At 61.5% G+C, this 20,455-nt stretch carries 12 protein-coding genes; 11 read left to right on the top strand and 1 reads right to left on the bottom strand.

Features of this window, described 5'->3' with window-relative positions:
- The first annotated feature begins 64 nt into the window (after positions 1-64).
- The 6 genes from AC4PS7_RS20250 to AC4PS7_RS20225 all read left to right on the top strand — a co-directional run bounded on the left by AC4PS7_RS20250 (position 65) and on the right by AC4PS7_RS20225 (position 8,652).
- Positions 65-2,134, top strand: a complete 2,070-nt coding sequence (locus tag AC4PS7_RS20250) for a TonB-dependent copper receptor (RefSeq protein WP_492179713.1) — start codon at positions 65-67, stop codon at positions 2,132-2,134.
- Positions 2,135-2,251: 117 nt separating this feature from the next.
- On the top strand, positions 2,252-3,634 hold the full coding sequence (locus AC4PS7_RS20245; protein ID WP_042570881.1) for a PepSY-associated TM helix domain-containing protein: 1,383 nt from the start codon (positions 2,252-2,254) through the stop codon (positions 3,632-3,634).
- A 152-nt stretch (positions 3,635-3,786) separates the two neighbouring features.
- Positions 3,787-5,895, top strand: a complete 2,109-nt coding sequence (locus AC4PS7_RS20240; RefSeq protein ID WP_431480197.1) for a TonB-dependent receptor — start codon at positions 3,787-3,789, stop codon at positions 5,893-5,895.
- Positions 5,896-5,918: 23 nt separating this feature from the next.
- The gene (locus tag AC4PS7_RS20235; protein ID WP_044286567.1) at positions 5,919-6,701 is read left to right on the top strand and encodes an ABC transporter ATP-binding protein; all 783 of its coding nucleotides are present in this window, start codon (positions 5,919-5,921) and stop codon (positions 6,699-6,701) included.
- Positions 6,698-7,645, top strand: coding sequence for an ABC transporter substrate-binding protein (locus AC4PS7_RS20230; RefSeq protein ID WP_010213522.1), 948 nt, complete (start codon positions 6,698-6,700; stop codon positions 7,643-7,645). The genes AC4PS7_RS20235 and AC4PS7_RS20230 overlap by 4 nt, the downstream gene beginning before the upstream one ends.
- Entirely contained in the window at positions 7,642-8,652 is a 1,011-nt protein-coding gene (locus AC4PS7_RS20225; protein ID WP_010213524.1) for a FecCD family ABC transporter permease, read from the top strand. The genes AC4PS7_RS20230 and AC4PS7_RS20225 overlap by 4 nt, the downstream gene beginning before the upstream one ends.
- A 40-nt stretch (positions 8,653-8,692) precedes the next feature.
- On the opposite strand, the gene AC4PS7_RS20220 is transcribed toward AC4PS7_RS20225, so the two are convergent.
- Complete coding sequence (locus AC4PS7_RS20220) at positions 8,693-14,587, bottom strand: DUF4329 domain-containing protein (RefSeq protein WP_492179712.1); 5,895 nt, start codon at positions 14,585-14,587, stop codon at positions 8,693-8,695.
- A 321-nt stretch (positions 14,588-14,908) separates the two neighbouring features.
- Here AC4PS7_RS20220 and urtA point away from each other — a divergent pair, with 321 nt between their 5' ends.
- The 5 genes from urtA (at position 14,909) to urtE (ending at position 20,451) form a co-directional block, all read left to right on the top strand.
- Positions 14,909-16,174 (top strand): urea ABC transporter substrate-binding protein, encoded by a 1,266-nt coding sequence (gene urtA, locus AC4PS7_RS20215; RefSeq protein ID WP_010213527.1) that lies wholly within the window; start codon positions 14,909-14,911, stop codon positions 16,172-16,174.
- Between the two features lie 166 nt (positions 16,175-16,340).
- Positions 16,341-17,843, top strand: a complete 1,503-nt coding sequence (gene urtB, locus AC4PS7_RS20210) for an urea ABC transporter permease subunit UrtB (RefSeq protein WP_042570876.1) — start codon at positions 16,341-16,343, stop codon at positions 17,841-17,843.
- Positions 17,843-18,910, top strand: coding sequence for an urea ABC transporter permease subunit UrtC (gene urtC, locus AC4PS7_RS20205; protein ID WP_010213530.1), 1,068 nt, complete (start codon positions 17,843-17,845; stop codon positions 18,908-18,910). Before urtB ends, urtC begins: the two co-directional genes overlap by 1 nt.
- Positions 18,907-19,740, top strand: coding sequence for an urea ABC transporter ATP-binding protein UrtD (gene urtD, locus AC4PS7_RS20200; protein WP_029529256.1), 834 nt, complete (start codon positions 18,907-18,909; stop codon positions 19,738-19,740). The genes urtC and urtD overlap by 4 nt, the downstream gene beginning before the upstream one ends.
- 12 nt (positions 19,741-19,752) lie before the next feature.
- Positions 19,753-20,451: an urea ABC transporter ATP-binding subunit UrtE gene (gene urtE / locus AC4PS7_RS20195; RefSeq protein ID WP_010213533.1), complete on the top strand. Its 699-nt coding sequence runs from the start codon at positions 19,753-19,755 to the stop codon at positions 20,449-20,451.
- The last annotated feature ends 4 nt before the right edge of the window (positions 20,452-20,455 follow it).

Here is a 20,455-nt window from a genome sequence, read left to right as displayed (position 1 = left end):
GACTTTAGACAGACAGCCGCAGGCTGCTGGCCGTGTTGTTTACGATTGATTGATGGAATTTGTCATGTCCAGGTTTTCTGCTGACACCCGTTTGGGATATACCCCTGTGCTCGCTGCCTTTTGCGGCGCGCTGCTTGCCCCCCATGTTCAGGCCGATGAACACACCGAGCATGAGCTGACGCCCACCGTGATCACCGCGGTTGCCCCCAGCTCACCGCTGACCGTGATCACCAACCCGAAAGACCCACGCCAACCGGTGCCCGCCAGCGATGGCGGCGATTACCTCAAGACCATCCCCGGCTTCGCCCTGGTGCGCAATGGCGGCACCAATGGCGACCCGGTGCTGCGCGGCATGTTTGGCTCGCGCCTGAATATCCTCACCAACGGCAGCATGATGCTCGGCGCCTGCCCCGGCCGCATGGACGCGCCTACCTCGTACATCTCACCGGAAACCTACGACAAGCTCACCGTGATCAAAGGCCCGCAGACGGTGCTCTGGGGCCCTGGTGCGTCAGCCGGCACCATCTTGTTCGAGCGCGAGCCAGAACAGTTCGGCGAGCTGGGCACACGCCTCAACGCCAGTGTGCTGGCCGGTTCCAACGGGCGCTTCGACAAAGTCATCGACGCTGCCGCCGGTGGTCCGCTGGGCTACGTGCGGGTGATCGGCAACCAGGCCCACGCCGACGACTACAAGGACGGCAATAACGACACAGTCGCCTCGCGCTACGACAAATGGAACGGCGACGTGGCCGTCGGCTTCACCCCCGACGCCGACACCCTGCTGGAGCTCACCGCCGGCCGTGGCGATGGCGAAGCGCGTTACGCCGGGCGCGGCATGGATGGCTCACAGTTCCTGCGCGAAAGCCTGGGACTGCGTTTCGAAAAATCCAATATCGGCGACGTGCTGGACAAGGTTGAAGCCCAGGTTTACTACAACTACGCCGATCACGTGATGGACAACTACAGCCTGCGCACGCCCTCGGGCACCGGCATGATGGCCGGGCCCATGGCGTCCAACGTCGATCGCCGCACCCTCGGCGCGCGGATCAAGGCCACCTGGCGCTGGGCCGACGTGCAACTGATCAGCGGCCTGGATGCACAGACCAACGAACACCGCCAGCGCAGCAGCATGGGTATCGATACCTACAAGGACCTGCCACGGGTCAAGGACGCCAACTTCCACAACTATGGCGTGTTTGGCGAACTGACCTGGTACGCCGCCGACCGCGACCGCCTGATCACCGGCGCCCGGCTGGACCGCGCGTCGGCCAAGGACTTCAGGCAAACCAGCGGCTCCGGAATGATGAAGCACCCCAACCCAACCGCCGACGACACGCGTGCCGACACCTTGCCCTCGGGCTTCGTGCGCTATGAGCACGACCTGGCCGACAGCCCCACCACCCTCTACGCAGGGCTGGGCCACTCGGAACGTTTCCCCGATTACTGGGAGCTGTTTTCGCCCAACACCGGTGCGACCGGTTCGGTGAATGCCTTCGACGGCGTGAAGCCGGAGAAAACCACCCAGCTCGACTTCGGCGCGCAGTACAAAGCCGACGATCTTGAAGCCTGGGCTTCGGGCTATATCGGCCGGGTGCAGGACTTCATCCTGTTCGACTACAGGCCCGGGATGATGGGCACCACGTCCCAGGCCCGCAACGTCGACGCGCGCATCATGGGCGGTGAACTGGGCGCGGCGTACAAGCTGACCCAGAACTGGAAGGCCGACGCCACCCTCGCTTACGCCTGGGGCAAGAACAGCAGCGACGGCAAGGCGCTGCCGCAAATGCCGCCGCTGGATGCTCGCCTGGGCCTCACCTACAGCGAGGATGACTGGAGCGCCGGCGCGCTGTGGCGTGTGGTCGCCGCTCAAAACCGCATCGACCAGAACAAGGGCAACGTGGTCGGCAAGGACTACGACAAAAGCAGCGGCTTTGGTGTGTTCTCGCTGAATGCGGCGTATCGCGTCAATAAACACTTCAAGGTCAGCACCGGCGTCGACAACCTGTTCGGCAAGGCCTATGCCGAGCACCTGAACCTGGCCGGCAACGCAGGGTTCGGCTACCCGGCCAGTGACCCGCAAGCCATCAAGGAGCCGGGGCGCACCCTTTGGACCAAGGTCGATATGACCTTCTAAAAACATCGGGGGCAAGCCCCCTCCCACACTTGAAATGCATTCCAACTGTGGGAGGGGGCTTGCCCCCGATGGCGGCCTACCAGACACAAAAAAACCAAAGCCTTGCGGAGCCCAATGATGACCCCTCAAAAGATTTCCTTCTACAACCTGGCCTGGCGCTGGCACTTCTACGCCGGCCTTTTCGTCGCCCCCTTCATGGTGCTGCTGGCCCTGACCGGCATCATCTACCTGTTCAAACCTCAGTTGGACCCGCTGATGTACGGCGACCTGCTCAAGGTCCAGACCGCCGAGCACGCCCTGAGCGCCGACGAGCAACTGCAGCGCGCCAAGGCCGCGTATCCCAAGGCCGCGATCAGCAAATACCTGCCGCCTGCCGACAGTACCAGCAGCGCGCAATTCGTGATGCACAACCAAGGCCGCGAAGTGACCGTCTTCGTCGACCCGTATCGCGGCAACGTCCTCGGCGAGCAGGACGCCAAATACAACCTGCAAGCCATCGCCCGCGCCCTGCATGGCGAGTTGATGATCGGCACCGTCGGCGATCGCCTGGTGGAACTCGCCGCCGGTTGGGGCGTGATGCTGGTGGTGTCGGGCCTGTACCTGTGGTGGCCGCGCGGCAAGTCCTCGGCGGGGGTGCTGTGGCCGCGCTTCAACAGTCGCGGCCGGGTATTCTGGCGCGATATGCACGCGGTCACCGGTTTCTGGGGAGCTTCACTGCTGCTGGTGATGCTGCTCAGCGGCATGACCTGGACCGGCTTCTGGGGCAAGCAATACGCTGATGTGTGGAACACCTTCCCGGCGGCGATGTGGAACAACGTGCCGCAGTCCGACCAGCAGGCACGCGTGCTCAATACGGCCAGCCAGCAGACCGTACCCTGGGCCATGGAAAACACGCCGATGCCGATGTCCGGGGACCATGCCGAACACATGAACCACGGCGCCATGCACTCGGCTCCAGCTGCGCCCACGCTGCGCCTGCAACAAGTGGTCGACCTGGCCACCGCACGCCACGTCGAGCCCGGCTACAGCATCACCTTCCCCACCACCGCTGAAGGCGTGTTCACTGTCGCGGTGTTCGCCAACGACCCGCGCAATGACGCCACCTTGCATGTGGACCAGTACACCGGCAAGGTGCTCGCCGATGTGCGCTGGGAACACTACAACGCGGTCGCACGGGCCACCGAGACCGGTGTGATGCTGCATGAAGGCAAGATGTTCGGCTGGGTCAATCAACTGATCGTGCTGCTGATCTGCCTGATGATTCTGCTCAGCGCCGTCAGCGGCGTGGTGATCTGGTGGAAGCGTCGGCCTCAAGGCGGACTTGGTGTTCCGCCGCTGCGCCATGACTTGCCAAAGTGGAAAACCGCGATGGCGATCATGCTCGCATTGGCGATCATTTTCCCTCTTGTGGGCGCCTCTTTGATCCTCGTGTGGGCGTTGGATCGCCTGGTGCTATCACGCCTTTTGGGGCAACGTGAATCCGCCTCAGGTTCAGCATGAAACAGGCGAGATGCCCGGCACAGAGCCGTTCTGTAGCCTTGCGCGGACTTTTTCCGCGCAGCGAATAAGTGTTAACTTATAACACTTTCTGCGTTATCGTTGCTCGCCGCGCCCTGCGGCGAGCACCTCCCCAAGAAGCGATTGATCGACCGATGAACAAGTACCTTGCGTCCGGCCTGTGCCTGCTCGCCCTGCACAACAGCGCCCAGGCCCTGACCCTGCCCGCCAGTCCAATCACCGCGCCTGCGATGGATGACGAACGCGTCGACCTGAACACCCCGACCACCGCCGGCTCGCGCCTGAACCTCAGCGCCCTGCAAACCCCCGGCAGCGTCGAAAGCCAAACCGGTACGCAGATCCGCGAACGTGGCGATGCCAGCGTGCAGGACGCGATTTCCCGCGCTACAGGTATCAGCCGCACCGGCACCCCGGGGGATGGCGGCACTTCGTTATCGGCGCGTGGTTTTACCGGCCAGGGCTCGGTGATGCAGCTGTATGACGGCAACCGCATGTACATGGGCATGGGGACTTCGACATTTCCGGTGGACACTTGGTCGGTGGAGCGCGTGGACGTGCTGCGTGGCCCGGCCTCGATGCTGTACGGCGAAGGTGCTACCGGCGCGGTGATCAATACCGTGGCCAAAAAGCCCTTTGAAGGCGAGATCGAAAACCACATCCGACTGGGCTACGGCACTTATGATCGCCAGCAACAGGCCCTGGACAGCGGCGGCTCGCTGACTGACACCCTGAGCTATCGCCTGAACCTCAACCGCCTGCACAGCAACGGGTTTATCGACCGTGGCGACTCCAGCAGCGACTTCGTCAGCGGCGCCCTGCGCTGGCAAGCAGCGGACAACCTGAGCTTCACCCTGGCCAGCGACTACGGCGACCAGCGCCCTCAAAACTACTTCGGCACCCCGCTGATCAACGGCCAATTGCACAAGGGCCTGCGCGACAAGAACTACAACGTCAGCAACGACACCCAGCACTACAACGACCAGTGGACGCGCCTGACCAGCGCGTGGCAGATCAACGACAACATCAGCGCCACGAATGAACTGTACTACCTGAAAAACCAGCGTCGCTGGCAGAACGCCGAGAACTACAACTTCACCAACGGCCAGCTTACCCGCAGCGGCAACTTCGGCATCAAGCACAACCAGGAGCAGGTGGGCGACCGCCAGACCTTTACTTTCAAGCACACCCTGTTCTGTCTCGACAGCCAGACCCTGGCCGGCGTGGAATACAACCGCATCCGCTTCCGCCTGGCCAGCAACTCACCGTTCAAAGATGTGTTGGCGGGCGGTCAGCCGATCGACATCCTTCACCCGGCCCCCGCCGCGTTCAACAGCCAGAACGCGTTCGCGCCGTTGTTTTCTACCACCACTAAAACGGTCGCCGGCTTCGCGGAAAACCGCCTGCAACTCACCGATAAACTGTCGCTGGTCACCGGAATCCGCCGTGACTACGCCCATGTCGAGCGAGATGATTTGCGCAACGGCGGCCAAACCGACAAGACCCTCACCGGCAATAACGGGAAGGCCGGCCTGGTCTACGCGATCACGCCCGACACCTCGATCTATGGCCAGTACGCTACCAGCACCGACGGCGTCGGTGGCCTGATCTCCCTGAGCCCAGGCCAGCAGCAGTTCGACCTGTCCACCGCCAAGCAGACCGAGATCGGTATCAAGCAAGCCTTCTGGAACCAACGGGGCGAATGGACGCTGGCGGCCTACCACATCGTCAAAAAGAAACTGCTCACCGACGTGCCGGGCGACCCGGACCTCAAGCAACAAGTCGGCCAGCAATCCTCTAGGGGCCTGGAAGCCAGCCTCGCCCTGCAACTGCCGGATGCCTGGCAACTGCAAGCCAACGCGGCCATCGTCCACGCGCAGTACGACGACTTCAAACAGGACGTCGGTGGCGTGCAGGTTTCCCGCGACGGCAACCGCCCGGTGGATGTGCCGCGCCGTACCGCCAACCTGTGGCTGAGCAAGGCCGTGACCGACGATATCCGCGCCGGGGCCGGGGTGCGCTATGTCGACGCACGTTACGCCGACATGGCCAACCAAAATGAGCTACCGAGCTACACCGTGGTCGACGCCACGGTGTCGTGGAAGGCTATGCGCAACACCACCCTGGGCCTGCAACTGAACAACCTGTTCGACCGCACCTACGCCGTCAGCCAATACAACGACGGGCAGCAGTGGATTCTGGGTGAGCCGCGCTCGTTCTTTGTCACTGCGGACTACACCTTCTAACGGTGTTGGACTTGAGAGACTCGATGACTTCGCTAACCCTCACCGACCTCAACTGGTCCCCCACAGGCCACTGCCATCACCAATTCCACCTGCGTGACGCCAACCTGCAGGTTGGTGCAGGGGAGTTTGTAGGGCTCATAGGGCCCAATGGCAGCGGCAAGACCAGCCTGTTGCGCTGTGCGTACCGTTTCAGTAAGCCGGCGCGCGGTGACGTGTTGCTCGACCACCAGAATGTGTGGAAGCAAAGCGCGAAGTGGTGTGCACAACGCGTCGCCGTGGTGCTGCAGGAATTCCCCGAGGCGTTCGGCCTGCGTGTCGATGAAGTGGTCGCCATGGGCCGCACGCCCCACAAGGGGTTGCTCGATGGCGATACGTTGCACGACCAGCAACTGATCCAGCAGGCACTGGAATCGGTCGGCATGCAAGGCTTCGAAGACCACGCCTTCGCCACCCTTTCCGGCGGAGAAAAGCAGCGTGTGATCCTCGCCCGCGCCTTGGCCCAGCAGCCGCAACTGCTGATCCTCGACGAACCGACCAACCACCTCGACCCGCGCTATCAGCTTGAGCTGTTGAAGTTGGTCAAGCGCTTGAACATCGGCACCCTGGCGAGCATTCACGACCTCAACCTGGCTGCCGCATTCTGTGATCGCCTGTACGTGATAGACCACGGGTGCATCGTTGCCAGCGGCACGCCCCATCAAGTGCTGACCGCCGAGTTGCTGCGTGACGTGTTTGACGTGGACGCGTTGATCGACACCCACCCCTTGTCCGGCTACCCCCGAATTACCTGGATAACCCAACCATGATCCTGCGCGCCCTGCTGCCCCTCGCCTTGCTGTTCGGTACTGCACAAGCGCTCGCCGAAGCGACGCATTACCCGGTCACTATCAAGAGCTGCAACCGCGACGTGACCTTCCAGGAAGCGCCGAAGCACGCGGTCAGCCACGACATCAACATGACCCAAATGATGCTCGCCCTGGGCCTCAAACCGCGGATGGCCGGCTACAGCGGCGTCACCGGCTGGAAGTCGGTAACCCCGGAAATGGCCGAGATCCTCGCCGGCCTGCCGGAACTGGCCAGCAAGTACCCTTCGGTGGAAACCCTGCTCAACGCCAACGTGGACTTCTTCTTCGCCGGCTGGGACTACGGCATGCGCGTGGGCGGCGACCTCACGCCGAGCACCCTGCAACCGTTGGGCATCAACGTGTATGAGCTGACCGAGTCCTGCGCTTTCGTGATGAAGCGCCCGGCGGCCACCCTGGAAGACACTTATAACGACCTGCGCAACCTGGGCAAGATCTTCGACGTGCAGGACCGCGCCAGTACCTTGATCGCGCAGATGCAGGCGCAGGTCGACGAGGTGCAAAAACACCTGCCCGCCGACAAACCTCGCGTGTTCCTCTATGACAGCGGTGAAGACCGCGCCATGACCTCCGGGCGCCTGGGTATGCCGCAAGCGCTGATCGACGCCGCCGGTGGGCGCAATATTCTCGATGACATAGATGCCAGCTGGACCCGAGTCAATTGGGAAACCGTGGTGGAGCGCAACCCGCAGGTGATCGTGATCGTCGACTACAGCGAAGTCACCGCCGAACAGAAGCAAGCGTTCCTGATGAACAACCCGGCATTGCAAGCGGTGGACGCGATCAGGAACCAGCGCTTTATCGTGATTCCCTACGTGCAGGCCACGCCGGGCATCGATAACGTGCTCGCAGTGGAGACCCTGGCGAAGGGGTTCCACGGCGAATGATTACGCGTCGCTACGCCTTGCTACTCGCTGCCCTGGGGGCGGTGTTGCTGGTCTCTTGCGTCCTCTCACTGGGCTTTGGCCCGGCGCGGGTGCCGGTAGAGGTGGTGTGGCGAATCGTGTTGTACAAGGCCTTCGGGGTCGGCGAAGTGAATTGGCCGGCCGGGCAGGAACATATCGTCTGGCTGATCCGCGTGCCACGCATGCTGCTGGGGGCGCTGGTCGGCGCCGGGCTGGCGCTGATCGGCGCGGTGTTGCAGGCGGTCACGCGCAACCCGCTGGCCGACCCGCACCTGCTGGGCGTGACCTCCGGCGCCACCCTTGGCGCGGTGATCGTGGTGCTGCACGTGGGTGAAGTCATCGGCCTGCTGACCTTGCCCCTCGCTGCCTTCATCGGCGCGCTGCTGAGTATGCTCGTGGTGCTGGCGGTGGCCAGTCGCAATGGCCGGCTGGAGAGTGATCGCCTGCTGCTCTGTGGCGTGGCGGTGTCCTTTGTGATGATGGCGGCGGCCAACCTCTTGCTGTTCATGGGCGACCATCGTGCGGCGTCGGCGGTGATGTTCTGGATGCTCGGCGGCCTAGGCCTGGCGCGCTGGGAACTGCTGGCGGTTCCCACCGCCACCGTGCTGTTGGGCTTGGGGTTGCTGCTGGGCATGGCGCGGCCCTTGAACGCGTTGATGGCCGGCGAGCAAACGGCTGTCACCTTGGGGCTCAATGCGCGCAACGTGCGGCTGAAGGTGTTCCTGGTCGCCTCCTTGATGACGGGCGTGCTGGTGTCCATCAGCGGCTCCATCGGTTTTGTCGGGCTGATGGTGCCGCACATTGCCCGTCGCCTGGTGGGTGCCGAACATCGCCGTCTGCTGCCGGTGTGCGTGTTGCTCGGCAGCCTGTTCCTGGTGTGGGTGGATGTCGCAGCGCGCACGCTGATCGCCCCCGAGGACTTGCCGATTGGCGTGGCCACGGCGGCGATTGGCGGGCTGTTTTTTATCGGGCTGATGCGCAGGCGCTGACACGTCTTCAGCTGACAGAAGGCCCCCCTCACCCTGCTGGTCAGAGTTCGTCTTTGTCTCGACCGTACTGAACAACCTGCGGATCAGGTGCGGCTTGCACGTCCTTGACTTGCCACTCGGCCCCCAGCGTCCCCCGGCGCGTCCAAAAACTGTCGGTTTCCAGAACGGAAAGCTTGCCGGCCTCTCGCAAACCACTGACCAACACAGTGGGCAGAGGTGACGAGTCGACGCTCAGCAAAAGCGTCTCGCCTGCCGTAAAACCCGGCACGTACTTGAGCAGCGCGCCGCCTCGGCACGACAGGTACAGGCTCTCGGCAACCGGACGGTTATTCTTCACGATCGTTATGTAGGAACGCAGATCATCCTTGGAGGCAAAATTCCCCAGCAACTGCAAGTCAAGCGACATCGGGTTACCGACCCTGGGAGCCACTTTGTAAAATGCGTGGACCGCGTTGAGGGTGTAGAGGAACAGCGGATGTACGGACGTGACATCAAGCCCGATACCGCGAAACAAGAACACTGACGAAACCGTACTCTCCCAAAAGGTGCGTTGGTCCAGCACAGGATCAAGCCCCACAAACCCTGTAACACTAGGCGGCACCAATACCGCCCCAAGGTATTCCTGCCCCATGAACCCACCCAGCTGTTTTTCGGTCCAGCGCGCGGCGTCGTCGGCATGACTGAACAACGGCCCACAGAATGAAAGAAGGTGTGGGTTGTCTGCGAAATCCCAGGGAGTGAGCTTGGGCCGCCACTGCGCCGTTACGGCTTCCTCCCTGGCCCATACGGTGCTCCTGACACGCACGTAAAGTTCGCCCCTGGCCGCGAGCCCCCGCACGTAGTAAGCGACGGTCAAGGACCCATCGAGCAACTTCGGTTCGATGGTTTTCATCTCGGAGTTCAAGGCATGCAGCGATTGCGCTCCGTTTTTTCTGAATAAGTACCTGAGCAGCGCACCGTCGGCACACAGCAGGTAAAGGGGCAGCACACCGTTTTTGGCCATATTGCTGACAAAATTGACGCCCATCGCCAGAGACGCGGGCGAGAAGAAACAGGTCGCCATTTCATCGCTTGCTGGAGCAATCGCCACCGTGGAGGCACACAAGTACAAGCCATCCAAGGCATAGCCCTGGGGCAACTGACCCTCGACAAACACCTGCTTGAAATCGGAATAATCGGCGCGTACCAACGGCACGGTGGTCATGTAAGCATTACGTTTTACCGACTGGAGCACATACCCGAATTGCACCTGCGCCTGGGGCGATGACAAACGCTGCGCATACCGTACCGCGTCACAGGCTTGGGTAAAGATGGGGCTGCAGGGCGCATCGGCAAAAACCTGCTTGATCTCCAGGGCCGGCGCGCGCGTCACGTACGGTACGAACGGCCCACTCAGTGGCCGTGCGAAGCCCCACAGCGCATCGCCCTTGACCACCTGCAAATCGCCGGCCTTGGCCACCTGCGTCACGAAGTCGACTGGCAGCAGGGTGCCGGCGCGCAGTTGTCGTTCAATTTCATTGTCAGCGGCATCCCCCCTGGCCAGGTTCAACGGCGCCAACTGCTGCTTGAGTTCCTCCTCTTCAGCGGAACCGCTCAATTGGTAACGCAGGATCAAACCCTCTGGACCAAACAGGTATTCGCGCTTGACGTGAACTTCCCGGCGCAACAGGTTCGACAGCACGTGGGTGGGCAACATGCTCTGGTAGACCGCTTTTTGAGTGACCGACAACAATATCTGCGTCTCTTGCCTGACCACCGACCGGTAACGGGCGACGATGGTACTTCCTGGCGGATACAGCCCTTGCGCAATCGCCGCATCAGGGTAAATCCAATTCAGTGCAAAACCCTGGGGAGGCACCACCAGCGGATCAGTCGCCGCGAAACCACCACCGGGCAGCCGTAGCAGCACACCGCCATAGGTACGATGACGGCCCTCACCGACAATGGCCGCCGCATACCGAGCAGCATCGTCCGGGTTGGCAAAGGCGGGGCCCACATGTCGCCGGCTCAGGTTTTCGTAACCGGACCACGTGCGCGGCACCCGCCCTTGTTTGTCCCAGCATTGGCTGGTGCGTACCACGCTGAGTTCACCCGCGTTGGCCCAGTCCCTGACAAACTCTTGCGGCGTTTTTTTACCTGAGGCCAGCGCGACCTCGATCTCTTCGAACGCGTGGTCTACCAGGCCGCCGCTTCCCACGTTGAATGGCAGCGGCAAGTACCTCAACAAGGCTCCCTCTTCAGTTGAAAAGTAGATCGGTAGGTTGTTCCCGTTGTTGTATTTCGCCCCCCTGTGCTTGCTGTCCACAAGCGCACCATACAAAACCATGGGCATCACAAAGTAACGGGTTAACCAGGTGCTTGAAGCGGGTAACCCCACCGGTTGCCACTGCTGCGAACGAAACAATCCGCAGAGTACAAACCCATCCGGAAACCGGTAGCTATTGTCTTCTGTCGCTGCAAACACGCTGTTGAGGTTGAACAGCTTGACGCGCTCATTGACGCCCACCACCTCGCTGGCGAGGTAATGGGCCTTATCCTTGTGCTTGAGAATAAAACCAAAGTAGGCCTGTTCCGCAAGATTGCGGCCATGAACCCTGGCGTGAAGGTCGCGGGCAGCTTCATCGGCGCTGCTGAACACTGCCCCGTAGGTGGCATAGTCGGGCGGGCCGAATCTTGGTGCATAAGCAAAATTGGGGGTCCAGTCGGCGTACACCGGCGAGCGCGGTCCCCACAAAGGGTTGCCCTGAACAATCCGCAAGTCTCCCGCCTCGGCCAAGATGACAACCCACAGCGCGGGCTTCATCAGTCCGCTGTCGAGCCGCATCTGGGCCAGGCTGCCGCCAGTCTGTGGCGCCGTGCCGTTCAGCAGCAATGCCTCCTGACTGGACGCGCTGGGCGTGTACGCCAGTAAACAGTCTTCACTCCCCGACAAATACGCCGGACGCTGCTGTTGGATCACGGCGCGGATCTCTTCGACAGTAAAAGCCTGCAGGTTGATTTCGGCCTCTTCACGCGTCCAGCGTCGCTGTGCGACCCATCTCGGCTCGACCATGGACAAGGCCGGGTGAGAACCGTAACGCCCATGGATCATGTAGGGTTCGGGGGGGATCAACGGGTTTAGATCATCCGCTGGAAAAAACAGCGCCGCCGCAAAGGGGTTGGTTCCGGCCTCCATCGGCTCAGTGACGATAAAGCGGCCATCCTCACCCTTGAGGATGTAACCGCCATAAGCGCGGTCGCGCCGCTCGCCGATTTTCTCGTGGGCATACACCGCCGCGTCGGTGGCCGAGAGAAACGCCGGGCTCAGCACCGCTCGATGAACCGGCGCAAGCAGCGGGGATCGACTGTCCACACGACCGGAACGACGCCAGACCTGACCGGAAACCACCACCGACAGGTCCCCTGCCGCCAAGACCCGCCTGACATAGTGACGGGGTGTCAGGGTGCCGGCCCTTATCGCAGCCTGGGCACCGTTGTCATCCAGAACGCCGGGGACGGTTTCGTTGACCAGCTCGGTGACCGTCTGCGCGTCGGGCAATTTAAACCGCAACACCGCATCGTCCTCAGACAACAGGTAGAGCGCCAGGCCACGGGCCTTGTCTTGCAGCTCAAGCGTCGCCCGCGCTTGAGTAATGGCGTCGGTTATTTGTGCCGGAGAGAAGAACAAAGGCCGCAACCAGCTTTCATGGGCAGGAGCGTCGGCTGTAGCGGATGTTGAGCGGCAGTAGATCGCCTCCAGCCGAAAGTTGGAGGGCAGCCTCAGCTTGCCCGGTGATCGTTCAGGAAATAGCCCTGCTGGAGCAAATCGTAACGGGCCCGGTGGCTCGGGATAGGTCGCAACATAACTGTCGCTTTGGATGTGTTTGAGCACAAAGCCGAATGCTTGCTTGGAGGCTGGCAAAGCAAGCGCGGCCAGTATCGCCAACTCAACGCGTTCAAATACCTGTGTAAAAAACGGCTGCTCCTCTGTCACTTGCGTCACGGCCGCGTTGACTTTCCAACCTTGTTTTACCCGCCCGCATACGCCGCCCCAGCGAGCGTTGGATAGCACCACCCGCAGGTCGCCAGCCTCGGCAGCCATCCAGATCAATGACTCCCGATGCTCGGACGCCGGGAATGGTGCCTCGCCAAGAATGCGCTTTCTCAGCAGGACCTCAGTCGCCGAGCCACTGCTCACGTACTTGAGTACCGAGCCCTCGGGGCCGCACAGGTAATGAGCGGGCACCGAACCTCGATGTTCGATGATAAAACTCAGGTCTGCGGGCGAAAAAAAACTGATCATCATCCAGGCATGATCATCGCTGATCCCCGGATTGCTCAGTTTTACCTGTTCGACGTGCGCCGGATGGGAATGGTAGAGCGCCTCGCAGGTGTAACCGCCGGGCGCGATGAAGTTGTCGTCGGCATCGGTAGCCAGCATGATCCGATGATCGAAGGTGAGTTGCTCGCCAGCTATCGGCGTCGTAGCAAAGTAGCGACTGTCTTTTTTTAGAATCGCGCCGCCGTACTCTTTGTCAGCCTCCAGAAGATTGATCCACTCGTGCGCCCATCGAGCCGCATCGTCGGCCGTGATAAAAGGGGAGCTCAGCGTCGGTTGCGGGATCTTGCTGAAGGGACGCCATTGCGGCCCCACTTCCCCGACCTGATCCCAGAGGCGGCTGGTGTCGATGACTGACAGTTGCCCCGCCGCCGCGACCTGCAACACAAAGTCATGGGGGGTCAGCGTGCCAGCCATCAGCGCGGCCTGTTGACCGTTGTCGGTTACCGGACCGCCCGGCGCCTGGGCAAACAGCTGGGATTCGAGCGCCGAGCCAGAAAAGCGGTAGCGCAGCAGCGCTTGATCGCGCATACGCATGTACAGCGTTGTTCCCGCCCTGGGTTGTGGGCTGTAGCGGCGAAACTGCGCGATGTGAGTCGCCAGCTCAAGCGGGCTGATGAAGTTCTGATACAGCCACGATTCCACGGTGGGATATTGCGAGGGCGAGGGCTGAGCATGGAAATAGACACCCTCCACATGAAAGCCAGGAGGCAGCCGCGAAAGCAGGCCCCCACTCGGCCAGCCGCTGAGTTCGGCGAGTTGCGGTTCACAGGTGACGTATCGCCCCTGAACAGCACCTTGCAGAATCAACACGTGCAGCCTGTTCTCAGGCTGGCGCTTGATACGAGTGGCAGCGTGGTTGAGTACTTGGTCCCTGGAGGGAAACACTGGCCCGCAGTTGAGTTGCATGGGGGGCGCCTTGAACGGCTTGTAAGGTTCCCAATCACCAGGAACATCGCCCACCGATCCACCCCATGCAGCGTTGGATAACACAAAGCGTATCGAACCCACCGTAGCCAACGCTTTGTAAGCGCCCTCCTCTGTGCCTTCAGCGTCGTACACAGAGGTCCATCCGCCCTCTCCGCGAAGCCAGCCCACGCGCTGGTCTTCGGCGTTGGAGAAACGGGTTTGGTACCTGAGCAATTCTCCGTTGGGACCCGACAAATAAGCGAGCGGCAGCTGAACCCCGACGCGATAATTGACGATGATGTCGTCCGTAGAAAAAAAACCCATGAAGGCCTTTACCTGCTGTGGCGACCACGTTGGGTTCGCCCGTTGGGTTCCGGCAAAATCATCGGGGTGCGAATGCAGCGCCCCGACGAGTTTATAGCCCTGAGGCTCTACAAACTGGAAAGTGCTGCCTCTTTCACGCTCAAGTATCAGGTTGAGATCGAAATTCTTTGCCTGCCCCAGAGCCGGCTCAGTCGCCACGTACAACTGATCCGAAAGGCGCTGCATGATCACACTGCCGTACTCGATATCCCGCGTAGTACCGATGCGCTCATGTACATAACGCGCGGCATCATCGGCGCTGATAAACGCCGGCGTCAGTGGGGGGAGCTTGGTGTGACCTGGAGGGATGGCGGCACGCTTGTCGCGGTTTGAATGTTCATCCATGAGTGCACCTGCTAATCAGAATTTGATGAATCAGTCACTGCCAGTGAAGGCCGAACACTGAAGATTCATCATCTTCAAAGGGGGACGCTCCTCAGGGGTGCTACATATTGTTGAAGCACCGCTAAAAAACAGGCACCACAAAAGCACACCGCCGTGCCCCGCCCCGCAATCAAGCATCACATTGGTGCAAGGCGCCGTTTCCGACGCCTATCCATCCCCGTCCCTCCAAGGCTTTGAGACTTCGGCACACCCCTTGCAATCAGCTCTGCAACGTCCCTCACCTGCCACCCATAAAAAAATACCGGTCACGGAGATCGCACCATGAAGCGTCGCAGCTTGATCAAGGCTTTCACACTCACCGCATCGATTGCCGCCATGGGCATGACCTGGACCGCGCAGGCCGCCGAGACTATCAAGGTCGGCATCTTGCACTCGTTGTCCGGCACCATGGCGATCTCCGAAACCTCGCTCAAAGACATGGCGTTGATGACCATCGACGAGATCAACGCCAAGGGCGGGGTGAACGGCAAGATGCTCGAAGCAGTGGTGGTCGACCCCGCGTCAAACTGGCCGCTGTTCGCAGAGAAAGGCCGACAATTGCTGACCCAAGACAAGGTCGCCGTGGTGTTCGGCTGCTGGACCTCGGTGTCGCGTAAATCGGTATTGCCAGTATTCGAAGAACTCAACGGCCTGCTGTTCTACCCGGTGCAATATGAAGGCGAAGAGATGTCGCCAAACGTGTTCTATACCGGTGCAGCGCCGAACCAGCAGGCGATCCCCGCGGTGGAATACCTGATGAGTGAAGAAGGCGGCAGCGCCAAGCGCTTCTTCCTGCTTGGCACCGACTATGTGTACCCGCGCACCACCAACAAGATCCTGCGCGCGTTCCTGCACGCCAAAGGCGTGGCGGATAAAGATATCGAAGAGGTCTACACCCCGTTCGGGCATGCCGACTACCAGACCATCGTCGCCAACATCAAGAAGTTCTCGGCTGGCGGCAAGACCGCGGTGATCTCCACCGTGAACGGCGACTCCAACGTGCCGTTCTACAAAGAACTGGCCAACCAGGGTTTGAAGGCCACCGACGTTCCGGTGGTGGCGTTCTCGGTGGGTGAAGAAGAGCTGCGCGGCATCGACACCAAGCCGCTGGTGGGCAACCTCGCGGCCTGGAACTACTTCCAGTCGGTGGAGAATCCGGTGAACACAAAATTCGTCGCAGACTGGAAAGCCTACGCCAAGAAACACAACCTGCCGGGCGCGGACAAGGCCGTGACCAACGACCCGATGGAAGCCACCTATGTAGGCATCCATATGTGGGCGCAGGCGGCGGAAAAAGCCAAGTCAACTGACGTCGACAAAGTGCGCGAAGCGCTGGCCGGCCAGACTTTCGCCGCACCGTCCGGTTTCACCCTGACCATGGACAAGACCAACCACCACCTGCACAAGCCGGTGATGATCGGCGAGATCCAGGCCGACGGGCAGTTCTCTGTCGTGTGGCAGACCCAGGAGCCGATCCGGGCGCAGCCTTGGAGCCCGTACATCCCTGGCAATGACAAGAAGCCGGATTACGCCGTGAAGAGCAACTGAGCCCCACCGAACCCAGATGTCGGGCGCGGTCAATGTGGGCGCTGGCTTGCCTGCGATGCAAACAACTCGGTGTACCTGACACACCGCAGCGATGCTATCGCAGGCAAGCCAGCTTCCACACAGAGCCAGTGCCCACACCGTCCGCGCATGATCAGGACATTTTTTTATGCTCACTGCCCTCTACCGATACATCCTCGCCGCCCTGCTGTTGCTGCCCTTAGGCGCGCACGCCAGCGACGCCGAAGACTTCATCAACGCCAATCCGACGCAACAAGCCAAGCTCCTCCAGGACTGGGCCGCCCAACCTGACCCGGCACGCATCGAGCTGGTGGACGCTCTGCAACAAGGACAACTCATCGTCAACGGTGAAACCAAAACCGTACGCCTGAACAACCGTCTGCGCGGCCTGATCGACAACGTACACGCCAGCCAGCAACTGCTCGCCGCCGACCCCAAGGTGCGCCTGGCTGCCGCACAGACCCTGCAAAAAAGCGCACAACCTGCGCAACTGAAATTCCTCGACCAGCGTGTCGCCGCCGAAACCGACGAAGGTGTCCACACCGCCCTCAGCCTGGCCCTGGCCAACCTGCAACTGGTGGACACCGACCCAGTGGTGCGCCTGGCCGCTGTGCGGTTGCTCGGCAGCACCGGCGACCCGCTGGCGCGCACGCGGCTTGAAGCCTTGCTCGCCCCCGGCGTTGAAACCGATGCCGCCGTGCACACCGCCGCGGAAACCAGCCTGGCCCAGGTCAAACGCAAATTGCTGGTCGGTGAAATCCTGGGCCAGGCCTTCAGCGGCATGTCCCTGGGCTCGATTCTGTTGTTGGCGGCCCTGGGCCTGGCAATCACCTTCGGCCTGCTCGGCGTGATCAACATGGCCCACGGCGAGATGCTGATGCTCGGTGCCTACTCCACCTATATGGTGCAGTTGCTCATGCAGCGCTACATGCCGCAGGCCATCGAGTTCTACCCGCTGATCGCGCTGCCGGTGGCGTTTTTTGTTACCGCCGCTATCGGCATGGCGTTGGAGCGCACGGTGATCCGTCACCTGTACGGCCGGCCGTTGGAAACCCTGCTGGCCACCTGGGGCATCAGCCTGATGTTGATCCAGTTGGTACGCCTGGTGTTCGGTGCGCAGAACGTCGAGGTGTCCAACCCCGAATGGTTGTCCGGCGGCATTCAAGTGCTGCCCAACCTGGTGCTGCCGTACAACCGCATCGTGATTATTGCCTTCGCGCTGTGCGTGGTGGTGCTGACCTGGTTGCTGTTGAACAAGACGCGCCTGGGCCTCAACGTGCGCGCCGTCACGCAGAACCGCAACATGGCCGCGTGCTGCGGCGTGCCTACAGGACGCGTGGATATGCTCGCCTTTGGCCTGGGCTCCGGCATCGCCGGGCTGGGCGGCGTGGCACTGAGCCAGATCGGCAACGTCGGCCCGGACCTGGGCCAGAGCTACATCATCGACTCGTTCCTGGTGGTGGTGCTCGGCGGGGTCGGCCAGTTGGCCGGCAGCGTGATGGCGGCGTTCGGTTTAGGCATCGCCAACAAGATTCTCGAACCGCAGATCGGCGCCGTGCTCGGCAAGATTCTGATCCTCGCGCTGATCATTCTGTTTATCCAGAAACGCCCGCAAGGACTCTTCGCACTGAAAGGACGGGTGATCGACTGATGAACCAGCCATTGATGCTTACGGCCGCGCAAAAGGCCGGCCCCAAGGTGACGATTGCCCTCGGCGCGCTGATCCTGATCGTGCTGCTGGCGCTGCCGCTGTTGTCGTTGTTGCCACCGGACAACGCCTTTCATATCTCGGCCTACACCCTGACGCTGGTGGGCAAGATCCTCTGCTATGCAATCGTCGCCCTTGCGTTGGACTTGGTGTGGGGTTATGCAGGCATGCTGTCCCTCGGCCACGGCCTGTTCTTTGCCCTGGGCGGTTATGCCATGGGCATGTACCTGATGCGCCAGGCGTCCGGTGACGAGTTGCCGGCGTTCATGACCTTCTTGTCATGGACCGAGCTGCCCTGGTACTGGGTCGGAACGCAGCACTTCGTCTGGGCCATGTGCCTGGTGGTGTTGGCACCAGGCTTACTGGCGCTGGTGTTTGGTTTCTTCGCCTTCCGTTCGCGGATCAAGGGCGTGTATTTTTCGATCATGACCCAGGCCCTGACCTTTGCCGGAATGCTGCTGTTTTTCCGCAACGAGACCGGCTTTGGCGGCAACAACGGCTTCACCAATTTCCGCAGCATCCTCGGCTTCGGTATTACTGAACCAGGCACCCGAGCGGTGCTGTTTGTCGCCACAGTGGCGCTGCTGGTCGCGAGCCTGTTCATCGGCTGGCGCTTGGCACGCAGCAAGTTCGGCCGGGTATTGACCGCCTTGCGTGATGCGGAAAATCGCCTGATGTTCTGCGGCTACGATCCGCGTGGCTTCAAGCTGTTCGTGTGGGTGTTGAGCGCGGTGCTGTGTGGTTTGGCCGGGGCGCTGTATGTGCCGCAAGTTGGCATCATCAACCCCAGCGAAATGTCGCCGACCAACTCGATTGAAGCCGCGGTGTGGGTGGCCTTGGGCGGGCGTGGCACGCTGATCGGCCCGCTGCTCGGCGCCGGAGTAGTCAATGGCATGAAGAGCTGGTTCACCGTGGCTTTTCCGGAATACTGGCTGTTCTTCCTTGGGGCGCTGTTCATCATCGTCACCCTGTACCTGCCCAAGGGCGTCATCGGCCTGCTGAAGAAATGAGGAACGTCATGCTTGAACCTATTTTCGATGCAGGCGCCGGCCGCGATGCCATCGGCCTCGGCCAGGCCGCCGGCAAGGGCCTCGACACCCGCCACGGCACCATCCTGAGCCTGGAAGACATCAGCGTCAGCTTCGATGGCTTCAAGGCGCTCAACAACCTGAACCTTTACATCGGCGTCGGTGAGCTGCGTTGCATCATCGGCCCCAACGGCGCGGGCAAGACCACGCTGATGGACGTGATTACCGGCAAGACCCGGCCCAGCCACGGCACCGCCTGGTTTGGTGAAAACCTGGACCTGACCAGCCTGAGCGAAGTGCAGATCGCCCAGGCCGGCATCGGCCGTAAGTTCCAGAAGCCCACGGTGTTCGAAGCCCTCAGCGTGTTCGAAAACCTGGAACTGGCGCAGAAGACCGACAAGTCGGTGTGGGCCAGCCTGCGTGCACGCTTAAGTGGCGAGCAGAAAGACCGTATCGATGAAGTCCTCGACACCATCCGCCTGACCGCTTCGGCACAGCGCCAAGCGGGGTTGCTGTCCCACGGCCAGAAGCAGTTCCTGGAAATCGGCATGTTGCTGATGCAGGACCCACAACTGTTGCTGCTGGACGAACCGGTGGCGGGCATGACCGACGCGGAAACCGAATTCACCGCCGAACTGTTCAAGCGCCTGGCGGGCAAGCACTCGCTGATGGTGGTGGAACACGACATGGGGTTTGTCGGCTCGATTGCCGATCATGTGACCGTGTTGCACCAAGGCAGCGTACTGGCCGAAGGGTCACTGGAACAGGTGCAGGACAATGAGCGGGTGATCGAGGTTTACCTCGGCCGCTAAGGAGAACCGAACATGCTGCAAGTCGACAAGTTGCACCAGTACTACGGCGGTAGCCACATCCTGCGCGGGCTGTCTTTTGACGTGAAGGTCGGCGAGGTCACCTGCCTGCTCGGCCGTAACGGCGTGGGCAAGACCACCCTGCTCAAATGCCTGATGGGCTTGCTGCCCTCCAAGGAAGGCGCGGTGAACTGGGAAGGCAAGGCCATCACCGGGTTCAAGCCGCACCAACGTGTGCAGGCAGGGATCGCCTACGTGCCACAGGGCCGGGAGATTTTCGGGCGGCTGACGGTGGAAGAAAACCTGCTGATGGGGCTCTCGCGCTTCCCCGGTTCGGAAGCCAAGGAAGTGCCCGCGTTCATCTACGAGCTGTTCCCGGTTTTGCTGCAAATGAAGCACCGCCGTGGCGGCGATCTGTCCGGCGGGCAGCAGCAACAGCTCGCGATCGGTCGGGCGCTGGCCAGCCGCCCACGCCTGCTGATCCTCGATGAGCCCACGGAGGGCATCCAGCCGTCGGTGATCAAGGAGATCGGCGCGGTGATCAAGAAGCTCGCGGAGCGCGGTGATATGGCGATCCTGCTAGTGGAGCAGTTCTACGACTTTGCCGCCGAGTTGGCCGACCACTACCTGGTGATGTCCCGTGGTGAGATCGTGCAGCAAGGCCGAGGTGAAAATATGGAAAGCGAAGGTGTACGCGGCTTGGTAACCATCTAATCTG

The organism is Pseudomonas sp. DW-iso3, from assembly GCF_058725305.1.
This window is presented reverse-complemented; position numbering and strand designations above follow the sequence as displayed.